General features: G+C 73.4%; 14 protein-coding genes. 4 read left to right on the top strand and 10 right to left on the bottom strand.

Features of this window, described 5'->3' with window-relative positions:
• Nucleotides 1-37: 37 nt before the first annotated feature.
• The 3 genes from ABUW04_RS16540 to ABUW04_RS16550 all read right to left on the bottom strand — a co-directional run bounded on the left by ABUW04_RS16540 (nt 38) and on the right by ABUW04_RS16550 (nt 1,669).
• Nucleotides 38-637 carry a DoxX family protein gene (locus tag ABUW04_RS16540; protein ID WP_380565495.1) on the bottom strand — a complete coding sequence of 200 codons (600 nt, stop codon included), beginning with the start codon at nt 635-637 and terminating at the stop codon, nt 38-40.
• A gap of 86 nt (nt 638-723) precedes the next feature.
• Nucleotides 724-1,224, bottom strand: coding sequence for a GNAT family N-acetyltransferase (locus tag ABUW04_RS16545; RefSeq protein WP_030249130.1), 501 nt, complete (start codon nt 1,222-1,224; stop codon nt 724-726).
• Between the two features lie 22 nt (nt 1,225-1,246).
• Nucleotides 1,247-1,669, bottom strand: coding sequence for an ankyrin repeat domain-containing protein (locus ABUW04_RS16550; protein WP_051724814.1), 423 nt, complete (start codon nt 1,667-1,669; stop codon nt 1,247-1,249).
• A 385-nt stretch (nt 1,670-2,054) separates the two neighbouring features.
• Here ABUW04_RS16550 and ABUW04_RS16555 point away from each other — a divergent pair, with 385 nt between their 5' ends.
• Both ABUW04_RS16555 and ABUW04_RS16560 read left to right on the top strand, forming a co-directional pair.
• Entirely contained in the window at nt 2,055-2,249 is a 195-nt protein-coding gene (locus ABUW04_RS16555; RefSeq protein ID WP_030249126.1) for a hypothetical protein, read from the top strand.
• A gap of 65 nt (nt 2,250-2,314) precedes the next feature.
• The gene (locus tag ABUW04_RS16560) at nt 2,315-3,961 is read left to right on the top strand and encodes a hypothetical protein (protein WP_380565496.1); all 1,647 of its coding nucleotides are present in this window, start codon (nt 2,315-2,317) and stop codon (nt 3,959-3,961) included.
• A 73-nt stretch (nt 3,962-4,034) separates the two neighbouring features.
• Here ABUW04_RS16560 and ABUW04_RS16565 read toward each other — a convergent pair whose 3' ends face one another.
• Nucleotides 4,035-4,325 (bottom strand): hypothetical protein, encoded by a 291-nt coding sequence (locus ABUW04_RS16565; RefSeq protein ID WP_030249121.1) that lies wholly within the window; start codon nt 4,323-4,325, stop codon nt 4,035-4,037.
• Nucleotides 4,326-4,478: 153 nt separating this feature from the next.
• Between ABUW04_RS16565 and ABUW04_RS16570 the strand changes: the two genes are divergently transcribed.
• Both ABUW04_RS16570 and ABUW04_RS16575 read left to right on the top strand, forming a co-directional pair.
• A complete protein-coding gene (locus tag ABUW04_RS16570) occupies nt 4,479-5,303 on the top strand; it encodes a glycerophosphodiester phosphodiesterase (RefSeq protein WP_380565649.1) in 825 nt (274 codons plus the stop codon).
• A gap of 232 nt (nt 5,304-5,535) precedes the next feature.
• Nucleotides 5,536-5,910 carry an RNA polymerase-binding protein RbpA gene (locus tag ABUW04_RS16575; protein WP_030249115.1) on the top strand — a complete coding sequence of 125 codons (375 nt, stop codon included), beginning with the start codon at nt 5,536-5,538 and terminating at the stop codon, nt 5,908-5,910.
• A gap of 169 nt (nt 5,911-6,079) precedes the next feature.
• Here the strand turns inward: ABUW04_RS16575 and fxsA are convergent, their stop codons facing one another.
• The 6 genes from fxsA to ABUW04_RS16605 form a co-directional block, all read right to left on the bottom strand.
• Nucleotides 6,080-6,667 carry an FxsA family membrane protein gene (gene fxsA / locus ABUW04_RS16580; RefSeq protein ID WP_380565498.1) on the bottom strand — a complete coding sequence of 196 codons (588 nt, stop codon included), beginning with the start codon at nt 6,665-6,667 and terminating at the stop codon, nt 6,080-6,082.
• 110 nt (nt 6,668-6,777) lie between these two features.
• Nucleotides 6,778-7,563, bottom strand: a complete 786-nt coding sequence (locus tag ABUW04_RS16585; RefSeq protein ID WP_380565500.1) for a polyprenol monophosphomannose synthase — start codon at nt 7,561-7,563, stop codon at nt 6,778-6,780.
• Nucleotides 7,564-7,605: 42 nt separating this feature from the next.
• The gene (lnt, locus tag ABUW04_RS16590; RefSeq protein WP_380565502.1) at nt 7,606-9,273 is read right to left on the bottom strand and encodes an apolipoprotein N-acyltransferase; all 1,668 of its coding nucleotides are present in this window, start codon (nt 9,271-9,273) and stop codon (nt 7,606-7,608) included.
• A 151-nt stretch (nt 9,274-9,424) separates the two neighbouring features.
• Complete coding sequence (locus ABUW04_RS16595) at nt 9,425-9,841, bottom strand: LppU/SCO3897 family protein (protein ID WP_380565503.1); 417 nt, start codon at nt 9,839-9,841, stop codon at nt 9,425-9,427.
• 558 nt (nt 9,842-10,399) lie between these two features.
• A complete protein-coding gene (locus tag ABUW04_RS16600; RefSeq protein WP_380565504.1) occupies nt 10,400-12,064 on the bottom strand; it encodes an amidohydrolase in 1,665 nt (554 codons plus the stop codon).
• A 53-nt stretch (nt 12,065-12,117) separates the two neighbouring features.
• On the bottom strand, nt 12,118-12,561 hold the full coding sequence (locus ABUW04_RS16605) for an Lrp/AsnC family transcriptional regulator (protein ID WP_030249102.1): 444 nt from the start codon (nt 12,559-12,561) through the stop codon (nt 12,118-12,120).
• Nucleotides 12,562-12,652: the final 91 nt, after the last annotated feature.

Below are 12,652 nucleotides of genomic sequence, written 5' to 3' on the forward strand. Positions count from 1 at the left end.
ACCTGTTCCCCAGCGTCAGCTCCCCAGCCGCCGACGATCATGCCACACCGGTCGGCCCCTCCGGCTCGGTCGGCTCCTCCTGGGACGCCTCCTGGGACGCCTCCTGCGGCGTCTCCTGCGCCGGGGCCGCGGCGGCGACGGCCGCGGTGCGGCGGTTGACCACCGCGGCGGCCGCGGTCGCGCTGGCGGCGAAGGCCAGCAGGACGGTCACCGAGCGGTCCAGCCGGTGCCGGGTGAGGTGGTCCACCGAGTAGCGCCCCGGACCGGCCAGTCCCAGCCCGGCCGCCACGAAGCCGAGGAAGGCCGGGTACTCGTAGCCGCCGCCGTGGGCGAAGAAGCCCGCGGGGGCGTGCACGGCCACCGCCCCCGCCATCGCCCCGGCCGCGGCCGCCCCCGCAGCGGGGGTGGACAGGCCCAGCGCCAGCAGCGCGCCGCCGCCGGCCTCGCCCAGACCGGCCGCGATCGCACTCGGCCGTCCGGGGGTGAAGCCCATGTGCTCCATGGCCTTGGAGGTGCCCTCGATCCCGCCGCCGCCGAACCAGCCGAGCAGCTTCTGCGAGCCGTGGGCGAAGAGCACGCCGCCGGTGCCCAGGCGCAGCACCAGCAGTCCGAGGTCCTTGCGGTCGATGAGGTGCATGGAACGGCCTTTCCGGGGACGGGTGGATTTCTCCCCAGTCTGCTGGGACCCGGCCGCCCGCGCGCGGCGTCGTACCTCCGGACGCGCTACGACGCTGCCGGCACCGCCGCCACGGCGATCGGCTTGGCCAGGCAGACGCTCAGCGGGCTGTCCCGGTAGAAGCCGAACTTCTCCGTGGGCAGGTAGCCCTCGGAGGCGTAGAGCGCCAGCGCCTCGGGCTGCTCGGTGCCGGTCTCCAGGACCAGCCGCAGCCGACCGGCCCGGCCGGCCTCCTGCTCCAGGAACCGCAGCATGGCCCTGGCCAGCCCGCGCCCCCGGGCGGAGGGCACCGTGTACATCCGCTTGAGCTCGGCGTCGCCGTCCGCGAGACCGGGCTCGCCGGCCTCGCGGGCCCGCCAGGCCCCCGTCCCCACCGGGGTGCCGTCGGCGTCGTACACCACCGCGAACAGGCCCTGCGGCGGGTCGAACTGGGCCGGGTCGACCGGGCTCAGGTCGACGTCGCCGTAGCGTCGCACGTACTCCTGCTGGACCTCCGCGATGAGGCGCTGGGCGTCGGGATGGGCGTAGCCCACGGCTCGAATGTCCATTCGGAAATGGTAATCGGGCCGCTCAGAGCGCTGTGAACCGCTCCACCAGGGCCGTGCGTCCGAACATCTCGGCGGTGGCGGCGGCCGAGGGCTGTCCCGCGTGCGGATCGGCTCCGCCGGCCAGCAGCGCCTCTATCACCGCGTCCTCGCCCTTGAACACGGCACCGGCCAGCGGGGTCTGCCCGCGGTCGTTGGCACGGTTGGCGTCCGCGCCCCGCTCCAGCAGGGTCCGCACCGCCTCGGCATGGCCGTGGTAGGCGGCGAGCATCACCAGGGTGTCGCCCCGGTCGTTGCAGAGGTCGGCGGGGGCTCCGGCGTCCACGTAGGCCGCCAGTGCGGGGGCGTCCCCCGCTCTGGCCGCGTCGAAGACCCGCGCGGCCAGCTCGACCAGCTCGGGGTCGACCGCGCCGCCGTCGGCAGTGCCACCGTCCACAGACTCGTTCATTCCGCTTCTCCTCGGTCGTCGCTCCGGACCCGCACGCACGACAGTGCGAGCGACGCCATTCTGCCGGGTCCGGGCGCTCCGCACGCCCCTCCCCGCGTCCCACGATGCGGTCGGATTCCGGGCTGCCGACACCCGAACGGGCGAACATCCAGCGCGCCGCACATAACCGGGCCGGAGCGGCGGACAGCATCAGCTCGGGAAGGCCAATGCGCAGCTCAGCGGGGTGCTTGGTTGCGGCTTCGAGAAGAATCCACCCATTTGCTCCTATCCATCATCTATTACTTTTTGTCACCATAAGGGTGCTGAATGTGATCGGATCCTGACTGACACCCGCCATCCCACGGCGTCGTCCCGACACCCGTCCCCGCACTTCGAGGAGCCCACCGTGATCCTCTCCATCTCCGGAGTCGTCCTGCTCGGCATCATCGCCTTCCTGTTCTTCCGCAAGGACGGCATGAAGATCTCGCATGCGCTGGTCTGCGCGTTGTTCGGCTTCTACCTGGCAGGGACCGCCATCGCCCCGAGCATCAAGGCCGGCGGCCAGAGCCTGGCCAGCCTGCTCGGCGGCATCAAGTTCTGACCGAGGCCCCGACCGCCCCCGCCGCCGAACCGCGCCCCTGCCTGCCCCTTGCCGGAGAGACACCGATGACCCTGAACGACCACCTCACCCGGGGGCGCGAGTTCGCACGCACCGCCGGCGACCACGCCGCCGACATGTTCGGTCCGCTGATCACCATCGGCCGCGGCCTGCGCGCACACGGGCGCTGGACCAAGAACTGGTGGGGCAATCTGCCCAAGGACCGCCGCGGTCCGGCCGTGCTGCTCGCCATCGCCGTCCTCGCCGCCGTCGCCCTGCTCCCCTACGGCCCGCTGCTGGCCCTGCTGACCCTGATGGGCAGCGCGGCCTGGGCGGGCCGCGACCGTTCCCCGGCCCCCGAACCGGCACCGGACACCAGCCAGCTGAAGCTGGGCGCCATCTACACCGCGCTCACCCCCTACCTGGTGCACGAGTCCGACCCCAGCCCGATGTACAGCCACGGCGGGGACTTCAAGGCCGCCTTCAACTCCTGGGAGTTCGACGGCGAGGGCCGGCTGGCCGCACTGGACCTGCGCTACCCCGCCTACTTCACCGACACCGAGCCGCACGCCAGGGCCCGTATCGAACACGTGGTGCACAGCAAGGCCGGCCGCAGCCGCGAATACCGCTTCACCTGGGACGAGGAGACCAACCACCTCCAGGTCGCCGCCCTGGCCCCGCTGCCCACCGACATCACCGCGCAGCCCTACGTCACCGCCAACGGCGAGATCGTGCTCGGGTTCACCGACACCACCAGCACCAACCGGATGATCCCGGTGCGCCAGGGCTCCGGCACCGCGCACCAGCCCCCGGTGCTCTGGCGCACCGGCCCCCGCTCCAGCGAGCCGCACCTGCTGGCGCTGGGCACCCACGGCCACGGCACCTCCACCCTGCTGCGCTCGCTGGCCCTGCAGGCGCTGCCGCACGGCGACATCGTGGTCATCGACGGCGCCGGCACCGGCGAGCACGCCTGCCTGGTGGGACGCCCCGGCGTGCACACCGTCGAGACCAGCCTGCACGGCGCACTGGCCGCCCTGGAGTGGGCCGTGCACGAGACCCAGCGCCGGCTGGACGCCCACAACCTGGCCAAGCGCACCGGCGAGGCGCCGCCCGCCGACACCGTCCGGCCGCTGTGGCTGCTGCTGGACCATCCGGCCGAGCTGAGCGAGCTGGCCCAGGCCGAGAACCGCCCGGACCCGCAGGACCTGCTGGAGTTCCCGCTGCGGCACGGCCGCACCGCCCACGTCACCGTGGTGGTCGCGGACCGCCTGGAGGCGCTGGACCGGATCAAGCCGACGGTGCGGTCGGCCACCCGCGCCCGGGTGGTGCTGGGCGCGCTCGACCCCGACCTCGCCCCGGAGGCCCTCGGCGTTCCGCTGGACATCACCCCCTCCAGCCACACCCCGGCCGGACGCGGCTACGCCAGGCTCGGCACCAATCCGCCGGTACGGATCCAGGTCCCGGCCGCGCCGGACCCGCTGGACGAGGAGACCCCGGCGGACCAGCGCGACGCGGTGATCGCCCTGCTGCCGCATGCCGACAGCCGCACCGAGGCCGCGGCGGCGCCGGTGCTGGCCAAGACGCCCCTCGACAGCACGCCGCCGCCGATCCCGGCCTCGCTGGACCAGGACCGCCCGGCCCCCGCAGCGGAGAGCCCCGAGGAGCGCACCGGCGAGATCACCCAGCCCATCACCACGGCGCTGCCACTGCTCTGACTGCTGCTCAAGAATTGCTGCTCAGGACTGCTGCTCACCCTTCGGGCCCCGGCCACGCCGGGGCCCGCCGCGTTCAGGCTGCCGCCATCCGCTCCTCGGCCCGCGCCGCGGCGGAGAGCGCCTGTATCGTCGCCGCCCAGTGGTGGTCCTCGATCGCGTCGACCATCAGCGGATGTTCACGGACGGCGCGCAGCGCCTGCTCGTGCGCCGCGCGCAGGCGGCGGTACTCCTCCTGCCGCGGCAGCGGCCACTGCGCCACCGGGCTGTCCGGCCCCGCCAGCACGAAGGCACGCGAAGCCGCCTCGCTGGCCCAGACCTGACGCTGGGCACGGAGGAGTTCCTGCGGGAACCTGCTCGCCGACATGGCACAGAGTCTCGCAGCAGGGACTGACAACCAGCCTTGAAGAGAATGAACGTCGGCTGAGGATCTGTCACCGGTCCCCTTACACGTGCTCCAGGCTGCATACTTCTCGCAGCTTCACCCCGGACCGATGGAGCGCCCGTGACCAGCCGCCGTCTGCCGCGCCACCCCTTCCTGGACCATCCGGGACCGCTCGCCTTCGCGCACCGGGGCGGCGCCCTCGGCGGTCCGGAGAACTCCATGGCGGCCTTCGCCCGCGCGGTCGCACTCGGCTACCGCTATCTGGAGACCGACGTCCACGCCACCGCCGACGGCGTCCTGGTCGCCTTCCACGACAGCCGCCTGGACCGGGTCACCGACAGCTCCGGCGCCGTCGCCGCGCTGCCCTGGCGCACCGTCTCGGCCGCGCGCATCGCCGGACGCGAGCCGATCCCGCGCCTGGACGAACTCCTCGCCGCCTTCCCCGAGGCCCGCTTCAGCATCGACGTCAAGGCGCCCGGTGCGGTCCGGCCGCTGGCCGACACCATCCGCAGGACCGCCGCCTGGGACCGGGTCTGCGTCGGCTCCTTCTCCGACGGCCGGCTCGCCGCGGTCCGCGCCGCCGCCGGACCCCGGCTGGCCGTGGCGCTCTCCCCGCGCGGGGTGCTGGGCCTGCGACTGCGCTCGCTCAGCGGCCCGGTCCCGGTGGACCGGCTGCTCGGGGCCGCCGCCCGCAGGCAGACGGTCTGCGTCCAGGTCCCGGTGCGCTGGCCGGCCTCCGGGGTGCCGGTGGTCGACCGCCCCTTCCTGCGCGCGGCCCACGGACTGGGCCTCCAGGTCCATGTCTGGACCGTCGACCGGGCCGAGGAGATGCACGAACTGCTGGACCTCGGCGTGGACGGGATCATGGCGGACCGGGTCGACGTCCTGCGCGACGTACTGATCGAGCGCGGTGCCTGGCCCGGGCAGCCCGGCCCGGTCCAGGTCGGCGGCGGCCGGTAGTGTACGCCGGGAAATCCACACCGGCACCGTGACGGCACGCAAAAAGTCGGCAACTGAGGGTGATATTCACGTTGAGATGTGACAATTCGGGCAGGTGTGGGTACAAACAGGGGCGGCACGACGGAAGACGTATCTCCCGAACGGGAATCTTCGACGGTTGCCGCACGTTGCACCAACCGACGAAGACAGCGACATCCAGTCCTGTGGGCCATAAGCCCGGGAGGCACGATTCATGAGTGAGCGAGCTCTCCGCGGCACGCGACTCGGGGCCACCAGCTACGAGACCGACCGCGGCATCGACCTGGCCCCGCGCCAGACCGTCGAGTACGCATGTACGAACGGGCACCGCTTCGAGGTCCCGTTCTCCGTAGAGGCCGAGATCCCGACCGTGTGGGAGTGCCGCTTCTGCGGCAGCGAGGCACTACTGCTCGACGGCGACGAACCAGAGGAAAAGAAGGCCAAGCCCGCCCGTACGCATTGGGACATGCTGATGGAGCGGCGTACCCGTGAGGAACTGGAGGAGGTGCTCGCCGAACGGCTCGCAGTCCTGCGGTCCGGCGGTATGAACATCGCCGTCCACCCCCGCGACAACCGCAAGTCCGCCTGACCCGTCCGGGGCGGCACGGCAGGGCCCGGGTCGCAGCGCCACCACCAGGTGCTGCGTCCCGGGCCCTGCCGTGTGTCCGGGTCCTGCAACTGAACCGCTGCGGGCAAGTTGCAGCACCCTAGGGGCGCGGGGAACTGCGCGACCAACCACCTACTGCCGGCACCTGAACCTAGTGCAGCTGATCCCGGGACCCGCCGTACCCGTAGGGATCGTCCCGCTTGCGCAGCGGATCCTCGGCCGGATCCACCACCTCGCCCTGCACCACCTTGCCGTCAGGCCGATGGATCCGGAGCTGCTCCTGGAGCCGGAAGGCGTCCCCCAGCGGAGTCCCGGGCCGCCGCAGCCACCGTTCCGGCAGCCTGCGCAGCACCCCCGCGGTGGGCGGGAAGAGACAGCCGAGGGCCAGCAGCTCGGAGAGGATCCCCGGGAGCACCAGCAGCAGCCCGCCGGCGATGGTGACCGCGGTGCGGGTCTCCTTGGCGATCGGGTCCCCGCCCTCGGCCGGGTACACCCCGCCCCGCAGCCCCGCCGTGGTGGCCCGCAACGCCTTCAGGCCGGCCCGCTTGATCACCCAGCCGCCCAGCAGCGCCGAGACCACCAGGTAGCAGAGCACCCCGAACCCGCCGATCACCCCGGCCAGCAGGATCAGCAGCCAGATCTCCAGCACCACCCAGGCCGCGACCGCCAGCGGCAGGTACCGGCGCAGCCCGCGCGGGCGGGGACGGACGATCCCGGGGTCGGGTCCTACCTGGCTCACGGCGCTGTCCATTCCTTCGGGCTCGCATGCTGATACACCCTGGTCAACGTACGGGCCCGGACGCTCGTTCCGCCGCAGCGCCGCGCCGCCCGCCCGCGCCGCACCCGGAGCTACGCCTCCCGGTCGGGGGTGGGGGCCGGGATCCGCCCCAGCCTGCTGTTGACGCCCCAGGAGGTGACCCGGCCCAGTGCCTCCACCACGATCTTGTTGCTCATCTTGCTGGCGCCGAACTCGCGCTCGACGAAGGTGATCGGCACCTCGGTGACCTTGAAGCCGGCCCGCACCGCGCGCCAGGCCAGGTCGACCTGGAAGCAGTAGCCCTGGGACGCGACCTCGCTCATGCCCAGGCCCAGCAGGGTCTGCTTGCGGAAGGCCCGGTAGCCGCCGGTGACGTCGCGGATCGGCACCCGCAGCATCAGCCGCGAGTAGAGGCTGCCGCCGCGGGAGAGGAACTCGCGGCTCTTCGGCCAGTTGACCACCTCGCCGCCGGTGACCCAGCGCGAGCCCAGCACCAGGTCGGCGCCGCGCAGCGCGGTCAGCAGCCGCGGCAGCTGCTCCGGCTGGTGCGAGCCGTCGGCGTCCATCTCCACCAGGACGTCGTAGCCGTTGTCGATGCCCCAGCGGAAGCCGGCCAGGTAGGCGGCGCCCAGGCCCTCCTTGCCCTTGCGGTGCAGCACCTGGAGGTTGGGGTCCGAGCCGGCCAGCTCGTCGGCGGCCCGGCCGGTCCCGTCCGGGCTGTTGTCGTCGGCCACCAGGATGTGCGCCTCGGGCACGGCGGCGCGCACCCGGGAGGTGATCCGCCCGATGTTCTCGATCTCGTTGTACGTCGGGATGATCACCAGGATCTTGCCCAGGTCACCGAAGGTCCGGTGGACCTCAGTGGTGCTGTCCGTCACGGACCGGCCCCTTTGTCAGCAGCGTCATTGGTTCGGTGTTCGTCAGTCGGTGCGGGTACTGCGGCGCCGGCGCGCGGTGGAGATGCCGACCGCGGCGCCGACCGCGAGCAGTCCCGCTATGGAGAGAACCCATTCCGGTGCCGCACCGACACGGTCCGCCACGGTGAGGGTGTCCCGGAGAGGCACGTCCGCCTCCAGTTCGGCCGCAGTCGCCAGCTCGCTCCGCTGCTCGACGCTGCCGTCCGGTTCGATCACCGCGCTGATCCCGCTGGTGGCGGCGATCACCACGGCCCGGCCGTGCTCGACGGCCCGCAGCCGCGACATGGCGAACTGCTGGTCGGGCTGGTCGGTGTGCTCGTAGGTGGCGTTGTTCGTCTGCACCACCAGGACCCGGCCGCCCTTGCTGACCGCGTCGTCGACGATGCCGTCGTAGGCCACCTCGAAGCAGATGACGTCGCCGATCCTGGCGGGGCCGACCTGGAGGATTCCGGTGCTGGTGCCCTTGGCGAAGTCACGGGCGACCCGCTGCAGCCGGGTGATGTACTTCGAGAGCACCGAGCGGAACGGCACGTACTCGCCGAAGGGCACCGGGTGCTGCTTGGTGTAGTGCGCACCGGGCCCCGGCACGGCCGCGGTCGACGGCGCCCAGACGATGCCCTCGTTCTGCACGTGCTGCGCGTCCGGACCGTCCACCAGGGCGCCGACCAGGATCGGGACCCCGATGGCGTCGACCGCCTGCTGGATGGCGGCGTAGGCCTCGGGGGTGGTGTAGGGGTTGACGTCGGAGGAGTTCTCCGGCCAGATCACCAGCTGCGGCTTGGCCTTCTTGCCCTCCGCCACCTGCTGCGCCAGCGCCAGGGTGGCCTGGACGTGGTTCTGCAGCACCTGCATCGGACGGCCCAGGAAGTCCATCCCGGCGTGCGGGACATTGCCCTGGATCACCGCGATCTCGGCGCTGGCCGGACCCCCGGCGGTGGTCCCCGCGGTCGGGATCGGCACCGCGTAGCCGACCACTCCGGCGGCCGCGCCCAGCGCCACCGCGGCCAGGGCCCGCAGCCGCCAGCGGCCGTCGGAGCCGCGCCGGGCCACCGCGAGCACCGCGGCGGCCAGCAGCGCCCCGCTCAGCGCCACCGCGAAGGTCACCAGCGGCGCCCCGCCGATGGCGGCGAGCGGGGTGTACGGGGAGGAGGTGTTGGCGAAGGCCAGCCGTCCCCAGGGGAAACCGCCCAGCGGCACCCGGTCCCTGGCCCACTCCTGGGTCACCCACAGGCAGGCGGTCCACAGCGGCCAGCCCGGCAGCCGGGAGGTGACCGCCTGGCCCGCGGCCATCGCCGCAAGGAACAGCGACTCGAACAGGGCCAGCAGCAGCCAGGCGTCCGGGCCGATGACATTGAGCCAGAACAGCAGCCAGATCAGGAAGGGCGCGCCGAAGGCGAACCCGGTCCAGGCGGCCTGCCGTGCGGTCCGCCGGTGCGTCAGCAGGGCCAGCCCGGCCACCGCGAGCAACGACAGCGGCCACAGTCCGTACGGCGGGAAGGACAGCGCCAGCAGCACACCGCAGAGCATGGCCAGCCCGGTGCGCGGCAGCCCGGCGCGGACGGCCGCCAGCCGGCGGCGGAGCCGGGACGGAGCAGCCGCGTCGGCGCCCTCGGCGGCCTCGGGCCGGTCCGGGACGGCGACAGCGCCTCCGGGGTCGACTGCTTGGGCCACGGGCGCCACACTCACTCACGCTCGGAGTTACGGTTTCGCGCCGTGCGTCGGAACACACGGCGTGCGACGACGGTACAGCGTGAAAACGGGCCGTCGGCGCCCAGGGCGACCCGTGGCGCCTCTTACCTACCCAAGTTGTTATCCGGCCTGCTCACTCGCCCTCCCAACGTGGCACCACATGCAGGGGTTCCACGCAGAGCACATTGACCGGGCCGGTCGCGCTGGTGCGCTGCAGCAGCGCGAACTCGCTGCCGGGCACATCGGCGCAGGCGTTCGGGTCGGTACTGGCCGGAAACGTCTGCACGACCGTGTAGCGGGCCTGCCCGGACCAGCAGTCGACCTGCCGCGCACCGCCGACGGTCGCCGGGACCACCTGGGCGGTCACGCAGTCGCCCCGCCCGGGGACGGCCATGGCCCCGTCGGCCGCCGGCGTGGTCCGGTCGGCGTTCAGATGGGTGCCGGCGTAGCTCAGCCCGGCCACCGCCAGGGCGCCCAGCAGCATTGCGATCACCACCCGGGCGGTGGTCCAGTAGCGGTCCTCGCCGTCCGGGGACGCAGCAGCGGACATCGCGGTCACCCCGTTCACATGGGCGTCTGTGCATCCCAGTGTCCCGCTCGACGGGGGCCGGCGCCCGGCACGGGGCATGCCGACGGGCGCGGCCCGAACGCTCTTCGGTCCGACCCGGGGCCCGCTGGATGCGGATCGACCGAAGGCCGTTGTCTACTGAGCGTCCGAGCCGTGCCCGGGTCGCACCTGCCGACCGGACCCGGTTGGCCTGCCGGCGCCCGCGCTCCCCGGACCTCGAGCCACTGGACCTGGCTGCCTGTCGGCATCCGGGGACGCCGCACTGTGGCCCAGTCGTGGTTCCGGGTTTTGCGTGGGGGGAGTTCCGATCGGTCGGTCCTGCGGAGGATTCCGGAAGGTGGACGCGGCCGAACCTACTCGCCGACGCCGGTCCGGTGTCAACCGCCCCCCGACCTGCCAAAACATGGTAAAGATGCAGGTCAGAGCGGATGAAACGGGGCCGCAGCGGCGCCCGGGACACCCGCCGTTCGGCGGTATCCGGACACCGGTGACCACTCGGACGGCGGAGCAGGACGGCTCAGCAGGGCCGGGGCGGAGTCCTCAGCCGGCCAGATGGGCGGTCCGGCCGCGCACCACGGTCGCCAGGCAGTGCGGCACCGGGCCGCCCGGGGTGAGGTCGGGCAGGCCAGGCACCCCCGAACGGGGGTCGGTGGACCAGTTGGCCACCCGCTCGTCGGGGGCCTGCACCACCAGGTCGGTCGGCGCCCAGACGGCGTAGCTGGCCGGCGCGCCCGGCACCAGCACCCCGGCGTCGTCGCGTCCCAGCGCCCGCCAGCCGCCGCGGGTATGCGCGGTGAAGGCGGCGCGCACCGAGACCCGGTGTTCGGGGGTGCGGTGGAAGGCGGCCGCGCGGACGGTGCCCCAGGGGTCCAGAGGGGTGACCGGGGCGTCCGAGCCGAAGGCCAGCGGCACCCCGGCCCTGACCATCGCCGCGAACGGGTTCATCGCCCGGGCCCGCTCGGCGCCCAGCCGGGTGGCGTACATCCCCTCCGCGCCGCCCCAGGCGGCGTCGAAGGCCGGCTGCACCGACGCGGTCAGGCCCAGGTCGGCGAAGGCCGCGACGGCGTCGGCGTCCAGCAGTTCGGCGTGCTCCACCCGGTGCCGCAGCGCCCGGACCGCGGCGATGCCGAGCTTGCCGGCCGCCGCGCGCACCCCCTCGACCACGGCCGCCAGCGCGGCGTCGCCGATGGCGTGGAAGCCGGCCTGCATCCCGGCCTCGGTGCAGGCGGTGACATGGCCGGCGATCTGATCGGCCGTCAGATAGGCGGCGCCGTCCAGGTCCGCGGCGTCGCTGTAGGGGTGGTGCAGGCAGGCGGTGTGCGAGCCGACCGCACCGTCCACGAAGAGGTCGCCGCCGGCGCCGACCGCGCCCAGCCGGCGGGCGGTGTCCACGGCGCCCAGCTCGCCCCAGTAGCCGAAGACCTCAGGGCGGGCCGCCGCTTCGGCACCGCCGCCGGCCAGGGCGAGCAGCGCGGTCAGGTCCTCGGGCGAGGAGATGTCGGGGCCGGCGCACTCGTGCACCGCGCCGATGCCGAGCTCGGCGGCCCGGCGCAGCATCGCCCGCTGCGCGGCGTCGCGCTGCTGCGGGGTCTGCCGGGCCAACGCGACCCGGCGCACGGCATGGTGCGCGGCACGGCTGAGCGGCGCGTCGGCGTCGTACCCGGCGTGCGCGGCCAGTTCCGCGCCGACGAGTGCTCTGAGCGCCGTGGAGGCCAGTGCGGAGTGGACGTCGGTGCGGGAGAGGTAGACGGCGGCGCCCTCGCAGGCGCGGTCCAGCTCGGCCAGGGTCGGCGGACGACCCTCCGGCCAGCCGGTCTCGTCCCAGCCGTGCCCCATCAGCACGCCGCGCTCGCGGTCCGCCGCGGGCTGGGCCCGGACGAAGGCGGTGATCCGGCGCAGCGCCTCGGCCAGGTCCGGGCAGCCGGTGAGGTCCAGCCCGGTCAGCGCCAACCCGGTGGCGGTGGCGTGCACATGGGCGTCCACGAAGGCCGGGGTGACCAGCGCGCCGTCCAGGTCCACCACCAGGTCCGCGTCCCTGGCGTAGCTCTCGGCCGCGCCGTCCGAGCCCACCCAGGCGACCTGCCCGTCCTGCACCAGCAGCGCACTGGCGAACGGGTCGGCCGGGCTGTAGACGTCGCCGCCGCGCAGCAGGACGGTGCGTACGGCGGGCTCTTCGGGGGCGGGGAGGGCGGGGGCTGGGTGCATGGCATCAGTCTGCCCGACCGGGATGTGCGGGTTTGCGCCACCCCGGCCCCGCCCTATCCCAGCCGCGGCGGACGGGCCTCGTACGGGGTGCTGAGCACCACGGTGGTACGGGTGGAGACGCCCGCGGCGGAGCGGATCCGGGCCAGCAGGTGCTCCAGGTCGCCGGGGGCGGAGACCCGGATCTTCAGGATGTAGTTCTCGTCACCGGCCACGCTGTGGCAGGCCTCGATCTCCTCCAGCGCGGCCAGCCGGTCCGGGACGTCGTCCGGTGCGCTGGGGTCGAAGGGCTTGACCGAGATGAACGCGGTCAGCGGCAGACCGACGGACTCCGGGTCGACGATCGCGGCGTAGCCGCGGATCACCCCGCGCTGCTCCAGGCGGCGCACCCGCTGGTGCACCGCCGAGGTGGACAGGCCGGTGGCCTTGCCCAGGTCGGTGTAGCTCATCCGCCCGTCGGCGACGAGCAGCTGCACGATCTGACGATCCAGTTCCTCCACGAGACGCGAGGCTATCCGAACCGGGGGGCGAACGCCGACGGGCTGGACCGCCCGGGTGTGACGAAGGCCACAGTGACCTGCACGAGGGAAG

The organism is Streptacidiphilus jeojiensis (assembly GCF_042510965.1).
Lineage (GTDB): Bacteria > Actinomycetota > Actinomycetes > Streptomycetales > Streptomycetaceae > Streptacidiphilus > Streptacidiphilus jeojiensis.